Below are 18,080 nucleotides of genomic sequence, written 5' to 3'. Positions count from 1 at the left end.
CCTCCGGAACATCGCGGCAACTTCGCAGAACCCTTCCTGCCTTCCGTGCGCTCCGTAGCCGGAACGAGCTTGGACTTCAGTCCGTCAGGCCGCCGCGGCCATTCTCCAAGAGAGTGGAGGACACGATCGGATTGAGCCTGAATCCGAGCTGACTAGAGGGCACCCCTGGGGACGGACGCCAGGCGGATTTCTCAATGACGAGAGATTGGTAGTAGAAACAATGTCGAGCGTAAGACGACGCATTCGATCAGTGATCGCCCGGTGCATTTGCATCGTGCTGCTTGTGGGGGCCATCTCCGCGACCGCCACGGCTCCGGCCAGCGCAGTGGACGAGTACGACGAGTTGCGGGCGAAGCTGCAGAATCTATTGCTGGGCGCGGATGAATACACGACACCGATCACCGATTCGGATCTGCTGAACAAGATCACTGCGATGGACCGTGCGGTTTCGTCCTGTGCATCACCCTGCAACAACGGATCCGGGTGGTGGGATTCGATGAACAGAGACGCGGCGAATCGAACCTATCTGTGGTTGGATCAACCGTTCTCGGCCTCAGATGGGGCGACGCTGTCGCGCAACATGACCGCGTCATACAGCCGGCTCTATCCGATGATCACGGTGTACTACACGCCAGGATCGCAGTACTTCGGGAACACGACTCTCTTGAATGACGTGGTCGCCGCGCTGGATTGGCTCTTTGACAACTACTACGGCACGAATCCGGCCAACGATATCCCGGGCGGTGGCTGGTACGACTACCAGATCGGGACGCCGCAGGTACTGACGAAGATCGTCACGCTCATGTACGACGATCTGACTCCTGCACAGATTGCCAACTACATGGGCGCGGTGGAGCGCTTCACTCCAACTCCGCAGGCAAGAACGCTTGCGGGGTCACCGATCATGACGGGTACCAACCTGATCGATCAGGCTCTTGTGGTGGCCTTCCGAGGAATCCTTGTCGAGGATGGAACGAAGCTCGCCTCCGCGCGTGACAGCATCGGCCCGGTACTCGCCTACGTCGACCCTGCGACTCAGGTCGGATCATCGGCACGGGACGGCTTCTACGAGGACGGGTCATTCATCCAACACACCTGGTTCTCATACATCGGTGGTTATGGCGTGCGCCTCCTGTACGACGTGGGTGTACTGCTCTACATACTGGACGGGTCCACGTGGGCTATAACGGACCCCAACAAGGTCAATGCTTACAGGTGGATCACGGACTCGGTCGAGCCATTCATCTACGACACGAACATCATGGACATGACGTTCGCCCGCAACAATTCGTTCGGAGTGTTGGGCAACCCGAATGCGCAGCCTCCTGTGACTGCTGCCGGCATCATCCATGCACTGGGAATGCTCATGCTCTCCGCCCCATCGACTGGAGCCGGATTGGGCAGCGGGTATCCGTCCGATCCTGAGGCCTACTACAACGGCATGGTCAAATACTGGCTGAGCAAAGATGCGGACAACAAGATCTTGGCGGGAGCTCCCCTCTTCACGTACTTCCAGTTCAAGCAGATCATCGATGACCCGTCCGTTTCGCCGCGCGGTGAATTGATCAAGTACAAGCAGTTCCCAGCCATGGATCGCGCCGTTCACCTTCGTCCGGGGTACGGCTACGGGCTCAGCATGTCGTCGAACCGGACTGGCAACTACGAGTCGGGCAACCTCAACAATGTTCATGGCTGGTATACCGGCGACGGCATGACCTATCTCTACGATGCGGATGCGCGTTGGCAAGGATTCCGCTTCTGGGAGACGGTCAACCCGTATCGAATGCCGGGCACGACGATCGACACTCAGGCGCGCACGAACACGGTCAGCTGGAAGAACTACGTCAGCCCGAACAGTTGGGTGGGCGGCACCGATCTCGACGGCGTCTACGGGGTTACAGGTATGGATTACCTGGCCTCGGGAGATCTGAGCCTGGACGGCAAGACGGTCGCTACGCCATCAAACCTTACGGCGAAGAAGTCCTGGTTCATGTTCGATGACGAAGTCGTCGATCTCGGCGGTGGCATCACGAACTCGGGCCAGACAGGGAACGGATGGGACGGCGCGCTCCGCCGTGTCGAGACGATCATCCACAATCGCAAGCTCAACGCGGACGGCTCGAACACCATCACGTTCGACGGCACGGCTTTCCCGACCACGCTCGGCACGACAGAGACGATCGCGGGCGCCAATTGGTTCCACGTCGCAGGATCCACGAGCGGCAGCAGCTCCAGTGTGGGCTACTACCTCCCGACGGCGACCACAATCCAGGCAACGCGGGAGGCGCGCAGAGGGAGCCTGGCCGACATTAATCTGGCGCTCCCAACGGTGTACACGATCAAACCGGCAGACGACGTCTATGCCCGCGAGAACGACCCGAACCATGGAATCGATCCGACCCTCGTCGTGAAGAACGACGGTGGCGGGTATACGCGTGAGACGTATCTGAAGTTCAACCTGTCCGGCAAGGTGCCGAGCGATGTGACATTCGACTCGGCAGTGATCACGCTCTACCCGAACACCGTCGGTTCCACGTCCAACACGATCACCCACACGATCGAGCTGGTCTCCGACACGTCCTGGTCTGAGAGCACCCTGGTTTGGGACAACAAGCCACCATCCACGGCGCTTGATCCGATCGTGCAGTGGAATGTCAACAGCTCACAGGTGAACACACCGATTCAGATCGACGTCACCGATGCCCTTGAAAATGCGCTCGCCAGTCATCAGAGCGACGTGGCCTTCCGCATTCACGCGTCGTCACCAGTTGATCCGGGCAGTACGGTCACTTACTCGTCACGGGATTCCGTCAACAGCCAGTACCACCCGACACTGACGTTCAACAACTATCGCGAATACTCGACGAGCAACTTCGCCACGATGTGGATCGATCACGGCACAAACCCAACCAATGCGAACTATGGCTATGTCGTCCTGCCCGGCAGGAGCAGCACGGAAGTGCAGCAATATGCCGCAAATCCCGAGGTTGACATCCTGGAGAACTCCACTTCCGCGCAGGCGGTCCGAGAGAACACGTTGAACGCCGTCGGCGTGAACTTCTGGCAGGATGCGACGAAGACGGTGCAGGTCGCGGGCCAGGACTACCTGACGGTCGACAGGAAGGCTTCCGTCATGACACGTGAAGCGAACGGTGTTCTTGATCTCTCGATATCCGACCCGACGCAGCAGAATACCGGTGTCGTTCATGTAGAAGTGAACCGGAGCGCACCCGGTGGCATCGTCTCATTGGATCCCGGCATTGCCGTCACCCAGTTCAGCCCCACGATCCAGATGACCGTAAACGTCAGCGGAACTCACGGCAAGGCATTGAAAGCGTCATTCGATCTGGGATCACCCACCGTACCTGATGCGCCCGTCCTCGACACGCCCTCGTTCGGCGACGGCACGGTCACGCTGAACTGGGCGAATGTGAATGACGCGACAGGATACCAAGTCAAGTACGGCACTTTACCCGGAACCTACACAACCACCGTCCCAGCCGAGAGCGTGAGCTCCCCGAACAGACACACAGTCACCGGGCTGACCAACGGGACGCCCTACTACTTCGCCGTGGTGGCGTCCAGCGCCGCAGGAGAAAGCGTGATCTCCAACGAACAAGGCGCAGTACCGAACAGAATGCAGCACCCGTCTGTGACATTGGGGGCGGCCGCTGATGCGCACATTCAGGACGGTGCCAGCGCCGAAACGAACTTCGGAACGTCGAAGACGATGACCGTAAAGAATGATGGGGTCGGCTTCAGCCGCAGGTCATTCGTCCGGTTCGATCTCTCGTCGATCACCGGGGCGATCACCAGCGCTCAGGTTCAATTGGTTCCGACGACCGTCGGAATGACGGGAATCACCAATCAGGCGAACCTTGTGCTCGACAATACCTGGAACGAAACCGCCCTCACCTGGAACAACCAGCCCGCGGCGAGCGCAACGGCGATCGCGAGTTGGACTGTGCCAGAACCCGGCGCTCCGGTGACGTTTGATGTCACAGCTGAGGCCCAGGAAGCCCTGGGAGTCGGTGGGGACAACATGATCTCGGTCCTTGTTTCGTCGCCTACGAATCAAGGTTCGAACGCCTCGGCGAGCTATGGGAGCAGGGAGAACTCGACGGCCGCCTACCGTCCGGTGCTCGTCGTGAATCCGAGCAATCCGCATGTATCCGTAGGGGCGACTGCTGACGCGTTCGTCCGCGACGGAACATACGCGGATACCAATTACGGCGCTGACCAGCAACTGTATGTCAAGAACGATGGCACAGGCTACAGTCGCCGAGCTTTCGTGAAGTTCGACCTCGCTGGCGTCACCGGAGGTGTCACCAGTGCCACGCTCAGACTCGTTCCGACAAGCACTGGTGCGGCCGGCCTCTCCAACCAGGCGTACTCCGTGAGCGACCCCAACTGGAGCGAATCGATACTCACTTGGAGGAGCCAACCGGCCGGCGTGACGATGGTCGGTTCGTGGACGGTGCCCACTGCCGGGACACCGGTGGAGCTGGATGTCACCGAGCAGGTACGGATCGCGGTCGCCAACGACTCGCTCCTCTCGATCCAACTTCTGTCCCCCACCAACCAGGGTGCGGCGGGATACGTCAATTACGCGTCCAAGGAGAATCCAAACACCCTCTACCGACCCGAGCTCGTCATCAACTGACCACCGGCATTCGTTGAGCAAGGCGCGAACGCTCCGCTAGGCAGCTTCGTGCTGAGGATTGTGCCATGAAACTTCCATCTGACATCGCCGGTGTGACGACGACAGGAAGTCGGCCTCTTCGAGGCGTCCGCCGAGGTGCTCGCGCAATGGCAACTGATTCGATTCGGGACGGCTGGCAGCTCGAACGAGCGACCTGGCATTCAGCGTATGACGCGTTTGATGCGCTCGCACCCGTGCCGGTCATATCGAAGCATGCATGGATCGACTCGCCCCGGCATGTCCGGAGACATGATTCCTTGGAAGGATCTGTCTCATGGGACGTCCCAGCAAGTATTCGCGCGAGCTTCGTGAGCGCGCCGTCCGTATGGTCGCCGAGGTGCGGCCCGACTATCCGAGCGAGTACGCCGCGATGATCGCGGTCGCGCAGATGCTCGGCATCGGGTCGCCGGAGACGATCCGCACCTGGATCCGCCGGAACCAGATCGACGCCGGCGACCGGCCCGGTGTCACGACCGAAGCGGCGGAGGAGATCAAGCGGCTCAAGCGCGAGAACGCCGAGCTGCGTCGCGCGAACGAGATCTTGAAGGCGGCTTCGGCCTTCTTCGCGGCCGAGCTCGACCGGCCACAGAAGCGATAGTCGCGTTCATCGAGGAGCACAAGGACCGCCGTGATGGTGGTCTGCGGTGGGGTGTCGAGTCGATCTGCGACGTGCTCACCCAGCACGGCGTGAAGATCGCCCCATCGACCTACTACGACGCGAGAGACCGTGGCCCCTCGGCGCGGGAGGTGTCGGACGAGCGGTGGAAGCCGATCATCCTCGCGACGTGGCAGAAGCAGCGGAAGGTGCTCGGCGCCCGCAAGCTCTGGCTGAGGTTGCGGCGCGATGGGCATGACATCGCCCGTTGCACCGTCGAGCGGCTCATGCGAGACCTGGGCATCGCTGGCGTTACTCGTGGACGCCGCAAGCGACCCGTCGATCGCGAACTGCGTGAGACCAGGCCCGCGGACCTCGTCGATCGGCACTTCGCCCGGCTCCGCACGAACCAGCTCTGGGTCGCCGACTTCACCTACGTCTGGACGTGGTCCGGATGGGTGTACGTCGCGTTCGTGTTCGACGCGCACTCCCGCCGCATCCTCGGCTGGCGCGCCGCCACCTCGATGACTACCCCGCTCGTTCTCGACTGCCTCGACATGGCGCTGTGGACCCGCCGACGCGAAGGCGTCGCCGGGTTCGCCGGGCTCACGCACCACACCGACGCGGGCAGCGTCTACACGTCAATCGCCTTCACCGACCGTCTCATCGATGAAGGCATCGACGCGTCGGTCGGGTCTGTCGGCGACGCGTACGACAACTCGCTCGCGGAGTCGCAGATCGGGCTCTACAAGTCCGAGCTCATCCACCACGAGGGCCCATGGCGGGACGTCGATCAAGTCGAGGCGGCGACCGCGTCCTGGGTGCTGTGGTTCAACACCGAACGCACCCACGGCTCGATCGACGACCTCACACCGCTCGAGGTCGAGCAGCTCGACTACGCTCGCATCGAACCGGTCGAGAGAGCCGGCTGACACCAGCAAACAACTCTCCGGACATGCCGGGGCGAGTCATCGCATATGACGGGCTACGCCGCCTGCAGGAAGCGTGGACGTCCGCGACCGAAGACTGTGACGGCACCCCGGGGACCTTGGGTGTCGGCGGGGTGGCCCCGTACTGGACCGCGTACACGTACGACGAGCTCGGCAACCGCACCAGCCGCACCGACCACGCCGGCTCCACGGTCACCACCACCGAGTATGTCCACGGCGCCGACGGGGCGGGCCCGCACCAGCTGACCGAGATGACCGAGACCACCGGCGGGGTCTCGGTCACCACCGGGTTCGGGTGGGACGCCGCCGGGAACCAGATATCCCGCACCACAGGCGGCGACACAGGCCCGATCTGGCATGCGGAAGGGACTTGGGACGCGGAAGGGGAACTGGTCGGCATCACCGGTTCAGGCGGGGACACGGTGAACGTGTTCGACGCGTCCGGGAACCGGCTGGTCCGGATCGACGAGACCGGGGCGACCGTGTTCCTCCCGGGCGGGCAGGAGGTCCACGCCACTGACACCACGGTCACCGCGTCCCGGTGGTACACGTTGGCGGGCACCACCGTCGCGGTCCGCACCGGCGTCGGCCTCTCCGGGGTCGCATCCGTGGTCACCGACGCGCACGGCACCCCGATCGCAACCGTCCCCGCCACCGACCCCACCGCCGCGGTGGACCGGCTGCGGGCAGAACCGTTCGGCGCTGCCCGTGCCGGGCAGGACGGCACCGTCGCCGGGCGCGGGTTCCTCGGCGCCCCCGCCGACCCGACCGGACTCGTGCTGCTCGGTGAGAGGTTCTACGACCCCACCGCGGGCGTGTTCATCAGCGTCGACCCCGAACTGAACCCGGGCGTGCCGGCACAGTTCAACGCGTACGTCTATGCGGGGAACAACCCGTTCACCTGGGCCGACCCGACCGGGCGAATGTGGCACCGCGTCGACGACGGCCGGTACGCCAAGCCACTCCCAGCTACCGCTGGTGTGATCGCGCCGCCCGTGAAGGTGCACAAACAGAATGCACCGCAGGTACTCACGCCGTGGACGCCATCACCCACTCACGCCGCCGAGCAACAGATCCTCGCAAGCGCTGTAAACGGGATCGCGTCCTTGGGAAATGCGATGCTCCAACATCCCGACTTAGTGGTCGAATTGATCGCCGGCGCCCTATTCATCCTCGCGGGGGGCGCGGGGGCTGCCGGGGGTGGCGCTGTCTGCGTGACCGGTGTGGGGTGCCCTGCTGGTGTCGCAGCGGTCGCCGCGTCGGTCGGTCTTATCGCCACGGGCGGCGCTGCGGTCGCAGCCGGCGGTGCCGGGCTGGCCAGCCACGCGATGAGCGACAGTAGAGCCGAAATCTGGAAGAACGAAAGCGCCGCCGCAACGTCGGCGGACGAGGTGGCGGATATCGCCGTCGACGCTCCCAAGATCACGTTCGGTCACGGAGCGCGACACCTGGAAGGCACTGGGCTGAGCGTTGAGGAGGTCGAGTCGACTATCCTGCAGCGGGTGAAGACGGCCGCATCTCAGGCGACGCCAGAGACGGGCTCGTTCTGGGGGCGCATCCAGATCAGGGGGACCACGATCGAATATCGGGCGTACACGCTGCCGGATGGCACGATCAACGTCGGGACCTACTATGTGCCATGACGAAGGTCTCCGTCCGCCTTCAGCCTCGGAGAAGCAGCTACTCCAGCGATTGCTCACACTCGACTTCGATGGCGCCGAGGCTCTGAGTCAGCAACTGAGGATGCTGCTCGTCGAGCCCATCGATCGGGACGGAAGCCTGCGCCTGCACCCTGTCGATGCCACTCCGGTGTCAGTGGCTCGGCGCATTCCCGTCGAAGCGACCTACGCCGACGCAGATGGTGTCGTGGTCCACGTGCTAATCCATGTGATCGAAGGAATGCTTAACGAACTCGAGGTCTACCGCGAAGACTCAGGCGGTGTGTTGATTGCTCCAGTCGACGCAACGCAGCTTGCGGTGGAGCCATGGGTGTGACATAGCCGTCGTACGAGGCGTATCCGCGTTGGTAGCACTCCTGGTGACGTGGTTCAGCTTCCTGCAGCCCCGCGTGAACGCGACGACGTCACCGATTGCGGAGGTGAGGTAGGGCTACAAAGCCGCAGGCTCGGGTTGCGCACATCGCCGGTCAATGCGGTGTACGTCGCGGAATACGAACACGCCACGAGACGAACCCATGGGCACCGGGCGATCCTGCGCCAGCCGCACACGCGGCACTGCTGACGCCCGGCTTGAGGGGCATTTGAGAAGATGCGAGCAACGCTGAGCGCTTCCGGATTGCGCTCTGAGTCTCGTCGAACCGCGGCGAGTCAAGGCGAGGAGATTCAAGCCCACACGGGCGATGGGCGAAGAGAAGGGTTCAAATCCCACCGTCACCGCCATGAAAACCCCTGCTGAGCAGGGGTTTTCTTCTTTCGCGGGCTGACATCGAGTCGCGGCTTCCTTCTCCGCCCATTACGCAGTGAAGGGACTGGCTGAAGCCCGCGTTCGCGTCGTCGTTCAGGGCGCGGCCGTCACCGGACTGGCCAGGGGTGCAGGTCTCGACGACGAGGTTCTCACGGCGCTCGAGCGGCGCATCGAGGTCGTGGGCTGCAGCAACAGCATGAAGCGTCACGACGTGCGCAGCGACCAGTTGGCCGACGGAGTGGGCGTGGTGCCGTCAGCCATAGTCCATCTTGCTGAACGACAGTGGGCCGGCGCCGCATACGTCCGCATCTGAGCTCACCTCAACGCGGCCCATGAGTCAGCGGGACTCGCTGCCCCGTCCTCAGCGGACGATGGGGAGGCCTGTGGACCGCGCGGCGTCGGAGATGCCGCCCGCATCGTGCACGTCGAGCCCCGCGGCCTGCATTGCCGCGACCGCCTGCGCCGATCGGTTGCCGGACTGGCAGTAGACGACGTAGTCGACGTCGGTGTCCAGTTCGGAGATCGCGGAGTCGAACTCTGGGGACCGCAGGTCGATGTTGATCGCAGTTTCCAGGTGACCGCCCGCGTACTCGCCTGCCGTTCGCACATCGACGACGACCGTGTCTTCGCCGATCGCGATTGACGACGCGGGCGCCGAGGCGCAGCCGGTGACAGTGAGAGGCAGCGCGATCGCCGCGACGAGGGCCGCGCCGCGCAGGCTACGCCGCAGCATGGGGGTGTCCCGGGCAGCGCTCGTCGGCCGGAACGCCGTACAACGCCTCTTCGATGTGCTGGCCGCAGCCGTCCCACGTCGCCTTGCCGCACTGGTCACATGTCACTCGAGCGCACATGTCTCGGACCTTTCTGTTGGTGAGGTTCTGATCATATCAGATACCCTGGGGGGTATTATCCGATCATGAAGAGTTCGGATCAGGATCAACTTGTCGTCGGCCAGTGGGTTGAGGGGATTGAGGTTCCCGTCGTGAACGAGCGCGCGGTGCGGGCATCCGCGGGAATCCTCTTCCTCGGCGGTTTCACGGCGTGGCTGTGGGGCGTGATCACCGGAGATCTTCAGCCGATGCGCGTCTTCGGCATCGTGTTCGCACTCGAGATGATGCTCCGACTGTTCGTCGGCACGGCGTTCACTCCGACCCTCATCCTCGGCACCCTGATCACGCGCCGCCAACGGCCCGAATGGGTTGAAGCGCGCTCGAAGCTGCTCGCCTGGCGCTTGGGGCTGGGAATGTCGTTGGTCGGTTGCCTCAGTCTGGGCTGGTTCGGACTGCCCGCGATCATCGCCCAGGTCATCTGCGGGGCGTGCCTGTTCCTCATCTACCTCGAGGCGTCGTTCGGCATCTGCGTCGGGTGCATGGCCGCCCAGCGCTTCAGCCGCCGCAGCCCTCAGTTGTGCGCAGGCGACACCTGCACGTACACACCGCCGGCGCGTGGCGAGCAGCACTCGATCCTGCGTGATTGACGTCGCTCGCCGCTCGATCCTCACTCAGCCTCGTGATCGTTCACGGCAGCTTTGGCGCGTTAGCTGGAGTCCCCGCGCGCGTCCGGGGCGCCCGTGCAGGAGCAGTCCTCTCGGGGCTGTCGTGGCTTTGCGACGGGTCGCGCCCGGGGAGGTAGGGCGAGGGTTCAGGCTCGTGATGCCGCAGGGACTGGATGACGAGGATGAGTACGCCCACCGCGACGACCGCGAACGAAGCCCAGATGTTCGCTGGGATTCCGAGTGGGGCGTCGCTGGTCGGATCGATCCGGATCGCCTCTAGGGCGCTACGACCGAGTCCGTACCAGATCAGGTACACCGCGAGGGTGCGCCCCCACCCCAACCCGAAGCGGCGTTCGAGGAGAACGATCACCGCCGCCCCGCACAGGTTCCAGATCATTTCGTAGAGGAACAGTGGATGAAACAGTGTTCCCTCGGGTAGCCCGTCGGGGAACATCGGTGCCGTGGTCGAGATGGACAAACCCCAGGGAAGAGTCGTGGGGACTCCGAAGAGCTCCTGATTGAACCAGTTCCCGAGGCGTCCGATCGCCTGCGCGACGAGAAGGGCCGGAGCCAACGCATCCGCGAACGCCCAGAATCGTAGTCCTGCTCGCCGCGATCCGATGTAAGCCCCCAATGCACCGCCTATGAGCGCCCCATAGATCGCATTGCCTCCATCCCAGATGGCGAAAGCGTTCCACAGGTTCGCGCCTGCGTAGAAGTAATCGCCAACGTGCGTGAACACGTGGTAGAAGCGTGCGAACACGATTCCAAGTGGGACCGCCCAGAGCGCGATATCCAGGACCACCCACGCCGCGACACCTCTTCGGCGCAGGCGAGCATCTGTGATGAGAACAGCTGCAACGATCCCGGCGAGGATGCACAGTGCATAGGAGTGGATCGTAAACGGGCCGAGTTGGAAGCTCGCCCACGACGGGTCGGGGCTGGGAATCATGAGGGAGAGCATGAGCAGGCCACTCTAGCGTCAGAGGTTGTCACAGTCGCGCGGTCGCCTCACGTGAGCGATAGGGACGCGAGCATCGGGGGCACCTCTTGGATCAGCACGAATGCTCCCATGAGGAGCACAAAGATCCCGAACCCCTGGCGGAGTGCGCGTTCGGGTATCCGGCCGGCCAGCGCGACGCCCAGGAAGGATCCGGCGATCGCCGTTCCGGTGAACGCGAGCACGATCGGCCAGTCCAGTTGCACCGAGAAGAGGTAGCCACCGAACCCTGCGAATGACTTCATCGCGATGACGAGCAGGGAGGTTCCGACCGCTATGGCCATCGGGAGCCCGCCGAGCAGATTGAGGGCGGGCACGACAAGGAAGCCTCCTCCCGCACCGACGAGGCCTGTCGCGGCACCGACGCCGAAGCCGTCGAGCGCGATTCGCGCGACTGCGGGCTTGGGTTCGAGCCCAGGGGTGGTCGGGTCCTGACTCTTTCTGCCCCGGATCATCGCGATCGCCGTGAGGATCATCATGATCGCGAAGAGGATCATGAGCACCGCGCCGGGGATGAATCCGCCCAGGATACCGCCGGCGAAGGCGCCCGCCATGCCGGCAATGCCGAACAGCACCCCCATTTTCCAGCGCACCCGTCCGGCGCGGGCATGCCCGATCATGCCGACGGCGCTTGTGACACCCACGACGAACAGCGATGCGGCTATCGCTTCACGCGGTGGCATTCCGAGTGCATAGGTGAGGGCAGGAACGGTGAGGATCGATCCGCCGCCGCCGAGCAGCCCGAGGGACACCCCGACCAGCGCGGCAAGCACGAGCGCGACGAGGATCAGCTGGGGTTCCATGCGGGCTGCTCGGTCGGCGTTTACGCGGCGTAGCGCACCGGAGTGTTGCCCGCCCGCGAAGCCCACGCGGCGTAGCTGCCATCGAGCTCGGCGATGTCGTACCCGGCGCGGCGCAGTGCGCTCGCGGCAACGCTGTTGCGGACGCCGCTCTGACAGTAGGTGACGATCGTGCCTGACTCGGGCGCGGGCAGTTGATCCAGATGCCACATCACCCGTCCGCCGGACAGGTGCACGGCGCCGGGGAGATGCCCTTCCGCGTACTCGGTCTTGTTGCGCACGTCGAGAAGCATGACCTGGGCGTGCGCGTCGAGTTCCTCCGGCTGCATCAGCCGCGGAGTGACCAGCTCGAGGTTCGCGAGGGTTGTGATGAATCCGTGCGCGGTGTCGATGCCGACGCGCACGAGATGGTCGCGGATCTCTTCCGCCATCGCTCGCGATTCCGCGAGGAGAACGAGGGGCCTGGGCTCGTTGTCGGGGTCGATGACCCATGCTCCATAGCTGGCTGCCTTCGCGACTCCCGGAATGTTGAGGGAACGAGCGATCGTCCCCTCGTGCACCTGGCTGTTGTGGCGAGTGTCTACGAAGATCACGCTGTCCTTCTGAAGCGCCTCCGCAAGGTCGTCCGGGCTGTACTCGACAAGCTCGGGTGCATCGCCGATGATTGCCGGTCCGGCCTTGTTCTGCTGCTTCATCCGACCGAAGTACGCGTGTGCATCCGGTTGCCCGCTGAGCAGCTCATCGATGAAACCCTGTTCGTCATTCTCTTTCAGGTAGTTGCCCCACCAGGAGAAGTTGCGCTCGTAGCCGACGGTTGACGCGGCGATGGCGCCGAGAGCCTTGCCGCACGCTGAGCCTGAGCCGTGGGCAGGGAGGACCTGCACATAATCGGGCAGGGTGAGGAATCGGTCTCGCAGACTTGCGAACAGATCTTTCGCCCCCTGGAAGCGTGTGTCGGTGTAACCCGCCGCTTCGTCGAGCAGGTCGGGGCGACCGACGTCGCCGACGAACACGAAGTCGCCGGTCAGCATGAAGCCGGGCTCGCTGGACTGTGCCCCGTCGGTGATGAGGAACGACATGTGCTCCGGCGTGTGCCCGGGCGTGTGCACGGCCTCCAGCACGATGTTGCCGAGGGGGATCTTCTGGCCGTGCTTCATGCGCACGGCGTCATCGAAGAGGGCGGAGTACGTCCAATCGGGCCCACCCTCATCGGAGACGTACATCTGTGCGCCGGTCTTCGCGGCGAGCTCGCGAGTGCCCGAGAGGTAATCCGCATGGATGTGCGTCTCGGTGACGGCGACGATCCTCATGCCGTGCTTTGACGCGAGAGCTAGGTACGCGTCGAGGTCACGACGAGGGTCGACGACGACAGCCTCCCCCTTCGCCTGGCAGCCGATGAAGTAGCTCGCCTGCGCGAGGTCTTCGTCATAGATGCGCTCAAGCAGCATGATCAATCCCTTCCTAGGATGCGACGTTCGTGAAATGCGGAAACGTTCAGTGGTTCAGGAGTCCCCGGAGCCGGGGGAGTGTCAGTGCCCGAACAAGCGGGAGAAGAAGCCTCCGCGCTCAGCCCGAGCTTCATCGATCTCCGCTTGCGTGTGCTTCCCGTTGCACCACTGGGCCGTCGGCACCGTCTTCTTCACCATTGCGACGTGCTGGCCGCATCCAGCCCACGTGGTCTTCTTGCAGGTTCGGCAGGTGACAGCTCTACACATGTGTGCTCCTCGTTGACCCTTGAGGCGTGAAATACGCCAGGGGGTATTCGTTCGGTGGCTCCAAACGATACCCTAGGGGGTATATCGATTGTCAAACGCGCAGTGGCGGCGGAGGGTGGAACTCGTGGATGTGGAAGTTACTCGCCGAGTCGAGAGAGCGGGCGAGCGATGATCGACGCGATCTCCGTGCTGGAGGAGATGACCGCCGATGCGGTGAGTGTGATCGAGCGCGCAGCGGGCGGCGCCTCCGTGTGCAGCTTCACCAAATCGGGCGTGCCCGTCCCCGGTGTGAAGTACGCCGAGGGTCGATGGGTCGCACTGCGCGAGCTGAAGTTGCAGGGCGCGACGCCCGCTGCAGTTGCGCAGCTGTCAGCCACGTGGCGCGAGCGACTGTCTGGGCTGCATGCGCGCGATGCGGGCAGCGACTGGCTCGCCTACGCCAGCGGCGGTGTAGACGCGCTCGCGGAGTTTCACTCGCGGCTCGCCGCCGAGCCATGGTGGGGAAATCTGGATCATAACCCCTAGGAAACCCCCGGGGGTATATGATGTAAGCATGGCCACCATCGACATCACCAAAGAAACGCTGGCGCCGACTATCGCAGGCAACGACATCGTCCTCATCGACTTTTGGGCGGCATGGTGCGGCCCTTGTCGGGGTTTCGCTCCGGTGTACGAGACGGCGTCCCAGCAGAACGAGGACGTGATCTTCGGGAAGGTGGACACGGAGGCAGAACGCGAACTGGCTGCTGGATTCCAGATCACCTCGATACCGACGCTCATGGCATTCCGTGAGGGGATACTCGTCTTCTCCCAGCCCGGGGCGCTGCCCGCTCCCGCCCTCGAGCAGGTCATCGCTGCGGTGAAGGGTTTGGACATGGATGACGTCCGCACGAAGATCGCCGAGCAGGGAGGCGGTCGATGACAGGCGCGGATCCGCTGAATTCCTGCGCTTCGGCCAGCCGCACGCGAGCGGAACGGGTCCTCCGCGGGGTCGTTGCGCTTGTCGTCGCCGCATTCGCGATCAGCTTTGCCGACCAATGGTGGATCGCCGTTCCCGCCGGTCTTGCCGCCACGGTGATTGCCGTCACTGCCATCAGCGGACGGTGCACGTCCGATCTTGTGCGCCGCCGCAATGAGCCAGTGCCTGAAGAGGCCTTCGGGTATCCGGAGGCCCCCACCCCCATAGGCGTGGAGTGAGCCCGGTATCCGTCCGAGGCTGATCAGAGGAGAGAACATGAGCACAACCGATGCCGACGCGCAGCGCCGAATCGTCAACCGCCTCCGTCGGGCGCGCGGCCAGCTGGAGGCGGTGATCACCGCGGTGGAAGAGGGAAGATCCTGCCGTGACGTGGTCACCCAGCTTTCAGCGGTTTCGTCAGCGCTCGACCGCGCTGGCTTCGCTATCGTCTCCACGGCGATGAAAGACTGCGTCACCGACCCCGCCGCCGCAGAAGCCAGAGACGGCCTCACGACGGAGGAGCTCGAGAAGCTCTTCATGATGCTCGCCTGACCGGACCACGCCCGCCCGCTCGCCGCGCCCTTGTGCTCGCAGGAGACCGAGCAACGGAGCCGGTGACCACCCACGCCGGCGTCCTCCAGTGTCGGTTGCTGCCGGCTCCGGACATGAGGGGGATTTGAGAAGATCTGAACGTCATCCACATCGGTGACAGTTCGTGTCTCAGGACTTGGGTGACAGTTCTCTTCCTCGGGGCCCACGGGGCTTGCCGTTGCCGACGTACTTCACGCCGGGCGGGGGCCAGGCGTGCTCGATGAGTAGGGTGCCGCGGTCTCGAATACCATGAGGCCGGCGGGATCGAAGATCACGAACACGTCTTGCCCGCGGAGCGGGTAGCTGACGTTGAAGACGACGCCGCGGGCTTTGATCGAGCCGTTCGGGTGGACCGTGACGATCCGGATGCCGTCGCGTACCCGGCCGTTCGGCGACGGCGAGGGTGGTGCCGGTTCGTGCGGCTTCCGCGGCACCGGTCTGGGGCGGGGAGGGTCGGCTTTCGGCGTCGCCTCCCACGCGGCCGTCGGGGTGATCCGGCCGGGTAGCGCCTGATGTCCGCGTTCGGTGTTGTAGATGTGGTCGAACCGGTCGATCTGCGCCTGCAGCTCCCGCAGATTGCGGGCGATGGGCTGCTTGTCCAGCCAGCGGAACAGGGTCTGATGGAGATGGAACCGCTCGTTCTTGCCCTGCGTGGTCGGCTTGTTCGGCTTCCCGGTGATCGGCTCCACGCCCAGCCGGGTCACGTAGGCGACCAGCTGCCCCAGGTAACCGCGACGAGTCGGGTTCAGCGCCACGCCGTTGTCGGAGAGCAGCCGCTGCGGGACACCGTGCGCCTTGATCGCCTTGCGCACCACACGGATCGCGTCCCTCGCGGTCTCCCGGTCGCCGCATGGGAGGCGACCGCGTAGCGGAGTGGTCGTCGATGAGCTGGAAGATCACGCACTTGCGGCCGCCAGCGAGGACGTACTCGGTCGCGTCCAGCTGCCAGCACGCGTTCGGCGCCGGATACACCAACCGCCGATACGCGGCACGTGGCTTCTTCCGCGGCTCGGCCCGGGCAACGCCGGCCTCCCGGAAGATCCGCGCCAACGCCGCGATCGACGGCACCGGGCTCATCCCGAGAGCCCGCATCTTGTCGTGCACGCTGATCGGCCCGTGATCCAGGCCGGACGACTCCAGCGCGGCCCGCACCCCGATCGCCTGCCGCTTCACCTCGTCGGCAATAGTCGTCGGCAACTGCGCGTCGGGCGACGCGAACGCGGCTCCAGCGCCGCCGCCTGCCCTTCCTCCAGGGCCCGCTTGCGGATCGCGTAGAACGTCTTCCGCGAGATCTCGTGCTCGACACAGAACGTCGTCACCGCCCCGCGCGGCGCGTCAGGCGGCCACTGGGTGATCGCGAGACGGACGCGAGGATCAACAGGCTCAACACGTGACGACTCATCCCTCACAGATAGAGCCGAGAAGTGTCACCACCAACGAAGCCGGAACTGTCACCGATGTCCTGATACAGATTCGTCACCGATGTCCTGAGAGATGACAGCGATAGCGACCGAGCCTCTTCGGGTTCAAATCCCACCGTCACCGCCAGAATCCGGGCCCCGATACCCGCGTGATTCCGCGGGAGTCGGGGCCTTCGGAAATGTCGGGGACCGGGCGCGTGCGTAAGAAACGCGAAAAACGGGTACGGGACGCGGCGCTGACGAGGATCGTCAGCTCCCGTCCACACGCCTCATGCCGACTGCGTGTGAGGACGCCCTGCGCTCGATCAACGATTCCCTCGGCGACGTTCTTGTCGGTCTCGCGAGGAACGACAGATCAACGGCTTCGCCGGGTCAATGACTGATAGGTCCCGCCGGGGCGATTGCCAGTTCCCAGATTCGGTACGAAGACGAACCCTGGTCGTGATCAGTCGCCTGCGCCTCGCGCACCCAGCGGTCCGCTTCGCTGCGGCTTACACACGCGGCTACCGGGATCGCGCCTATCGTGACTGCCCACACACTCGTGGTTTGTTCCGGCGAGGAAGTGATCGCCGCCCGGGTCGGAGATGCCCCCCGCCTCCATCAGCACATAGACATCCTGGCGCGCCCGTCCGAGTGCGCCCGCGACGTCATCGAGATCGCTATCAAACGGATCGGCGTAGATGTCGAGAGTCATTGCCGCTGAGGCGTGGCCCAGCATGCGTTGCACCGCCTTTACGTTCGCCTCAGTACTGATCGCGAGGCTCGCGGCGGTGTGTCGCAGGTCGTGAGGTGTCACGCGCAAGAAGTCCGGATCCTCCTTCATGGCGCGCCGCACCGCGGCCGCGAACCATCCGTCCTTTGAGTTGGGCAGCTTCAGCGGGGCTCCGCCATTCCCGAACAGGAACGCATCAGGGGCCTTGCCGACGACGCACGCACGCAGGACGTGATCTACGAAGGCGGGATACGGGACTGACCGCGATGCATGGGACTTCGGCGATCCGAGGTGGACGGCTCCATTCACCATCACCGCGTTCTCCTGCACGAATACGCGTCGACGGGTCGTGTTGAGGTCGCGCACACACGGAGGCCACTCATCTCACCCCAGCGCAGCCCCGTGTAGGCAAGGACGTAGACAACCTCCGGATACTTGGATGTCGCGGCAAGCCGCTCGACTTGGGAGTGCGTCAGGTGGACCCCGCGCTTGGGTGTCTTCCTCGGAAGCCGCATGCCTCGCAAAGCGTTCTCGGCGATCCTTCGATCTCGGACAGCGACGTAGAGGGTGCGGAAAGGATGCCGTGTGACCGAATCACGGTCACAGCGCCGACCTCCTCAGTCAGCTTGGTTATCCAGCCTCGGACGTCGCTGTACCGGACGGCCCCAACGTGAACGGTCCCCATCGCGGCTGGACTCGGTTTCGCCAAACGGACTC

The 18,080-nt window shown here is 64.1% G+C and carries 15 protein-coding genes and 1 pseudogene; 10 read left to right on the top strand and 6 right to left on the bottom strand.

Translation table 11 applies throughout. The features are described from left to right. The first annotated feature begins 274 nt into the window (after positions 1-274). The 5 genes from BJ991_RS17945 to BJ991_RS17925 all read left to right on the top strand — a co-directional run bounded on the left by BJ991_RS17945 (position 275) and on the right by BJ991_RS17925 (position 8,984). A complete protein-coding gene (locus BJ991_RS17945; protein WP_179492265.1) occupies positions 275-4,663 on the top strand; it encodes a CBM96 family carbohydrate-binding protein in 4,389 nt (1,462 codons plus the stop codon). 313 nt (positions 4,664-4,976) lie between these two features. Then, positions 4,977-6,229 (top strand): IS3 family transposase gene (locus BJ991_RS17940; RefSeq protein ID WP_179492264.1). Its coding sequence is split into 2 segments (ribosomal slippage): positions 4,977-5,265 and positions 5,265-6,229, totalling 1,254 coding nucleotides; the frame shifts between segments, so codons are not numbered across the junction. A gap of 23 nt (positions 6,230-6,252) precedes the next feature. Beyond that, entirely contained in the window at positions 6,253-7,890 is a 1,638-nt protein-coding gene (locus BJ991_RS17935; RefSeq protein WP_179492263.1) for an RHS repeat-associated core domain-containing protein, read from the top strand. Beyond that, positions 7,853-8,242, top strand: coding sequence for a DUF6984 family protein (locus tag BJ991_RS18940; protein WP_425487539.1), 390 nt, complete (start codon positions 7,853-7,855; stop codon positions 8,240-8,242). Before BJ991_RS17935 ends, BJ991_RS18940 begins: the two co-directional genes overlap by 38 nt. Positions 8,243-8,726: 484 nt before the next feature. After that, complete coding sequence (locus BJ991_RS17925) at positions 8,727-8,984, top strand: DsrE family protein (protein WP_179492261.1); 258 nt, start codon at positions 8,727-8,729, stop codon at positions 8,982-8,984. 48 nt (positions 8,985-9,032) lie between these two features. On the opposite strand, the gene BJ991_RS17920 is transcribed toward BJ991_RS17925, so the two are convergent. Next, positions 9,033-9,404, bottom strand: a complete 372-nt coding sequence (locus BJ991_RS17920) for a rhodanese-like domain-containing protein (protein ID WP_218852978.1) — start codon at positions 9,402-9,404, stop codon at positions 9,033-9,035. A gap of 183 nt (positions 9,405-9,587) precedes the next feature. Between BJ991_RS17920 and BJ991_RS17915 the strand changes: the two genes are divergently transcribed. After that, positions 9,588-10,148, top strand: a complete 561-nt coding sequence (locus BJ991_RS17915) for a DUF4395 domain-containing protein (protein ID WP_179492260.1) — start codon at positions 9,588-9,590, stop codon at positions 10,146-10,148. A 40-nt stretch (positions 10,149-10,188) separates the two neighbouring features. On the opposite strand, the gene lgt is transcribed toward BJ991_RS17915, so the two are convergent. The 3 genes from lgt to BJ991_RS17900 are packed head-to-tail and all read right to left on the bottom strand — an operon-like array spanning position 10,189 to position 13,414. Next, positions 10,189-11,130 carry a prolipoprotein diacylglyceryl transferase gene (gene lgt, locus BJ991_RS17910; protein WP_179492259.1) on the bottom strand — a complete coding sequence of 314 codons (942 nt, stop codon included), beginning with the start codon at positions 11,128-11,130 and terminating at the stop codon, positions 10,189-10,191. Between the two features lie 47 nt (positions 11,131-11,177). Beyond that, positions 11,178-11,969, bottom strand: a complete 792-nt coding sequence (locus tag BJ991_RS17905) for a sulfite exporter TauE/SafE family protein (protein WP_179492965.1) — start codon at positions 11,967-11,969, stop codon at positions 11,178-11,180. Positions 11,970-11,989: 20 nt separating this feature from the next. Next, entirely contained in the window at positions 11,990-13,414 is a 1,425-nt protein-coding gene (locus BJ991_RS17900; protein ID WP_179492258.1) for an MBL fold metallo-hydrolase, read from the bottom strand. A gap of 435 nt (positions 13,415-13,849) precedes the next feature. Between BJ991_RS17900 and BJ991_RS17895 the strand changes: the two genes are divergently transcribed. The 4 genes from BJ991_RS17895 to BJ991_RS17880 are packed head-to-tail and all read left to right on the top strand — an operon-like array spanning position 13,850 to position 15,191. Beyond that, positions 13,850-14,206: a hypothetical protein gene (locus BJ991_RS17895; protein WP_179492257.1), complete on the top strand. Its 357-nt coding sequence runs from the start codon at positions 13,850-13,852 to the stop codon at positions 14,204-14,206. Between the two features lie 28 nt (positions 14,207-14,234). Further along, complete coding sequence (locus BJ991_RS17890; RefSeq protein WP_179492256.1) at positions 14,235-14,603, top strand: thioredoxin family protein; 369 nt, start codon at positions 14,235-14,237, stop codon at positions 14,601-14,603. After that, the gene (locus BJ991_RS17885; RefSeq protein WP_179492255.1) at positions 14,600-14,878 is read left to right on the top strand and encodes a YgaP-like transmembrane domain; all 279 of its coding nucleotides are present in this window, start codon (positions 14,600-14,602) and stop codon (positions 14,876-14,878) included. Before BJ991_RS17890 ends, BJ991_RS17885 begins: the two co-directional genes overlap by 4 nt. Before the next feature lie 37 nt (positions 14,879-14,915). Then, positions 14,916-15,191: a metal-sensitive transcriptional regulator gene (locus BJ991_RS17880; RefSeq protein WP_179492254.1), complete on the top strand. Its 276-nt coding sequence runs from the start codon at positions 14,916-14,918 to the stop codon at positions 15,189-15,191. A 299-nt stretch (positions 15,192-15,490) separates the two neighbouring features. Here the strand turns inward: BJ991_RS17880 and BJ991_RS17875 are convergent. Further along, a pseudogene (locus BJ991_RS17875) lies at positions 15,491-16,639 on the bottom strand (DDE-type integrase/transposase/recombinase); the annotation flags it as partial. Positions 16,640-17,096: 457 nt separating this feature from the next. Beyond that, positions 17,097-17,729, bottom strand: a complete 633-nt coding sequence (locus BJ991_RS17870; protein WP_179492252.1) for a tyrosine-type recombinase/integrase — start codon at positions 17,727-17,729, stop codon at positions 17,097-17,099. Positions 17,730-18,080 lie beyond the last annotated feature (351 nt).

The organism is Microbacterium immunditiarum (assembly GCF_013409785.1).
Lineage (GTDB): Bacteria > Actinomycetota > Actinomycetes > Actinomycetales > Microbacteriaceae > Microbacterium > Microbacterium immunditiarum.
Note: the sequence above shows the minus strand (reverse complement) of the source record. Positions and strands in the feature narration are given on the sequence as shown.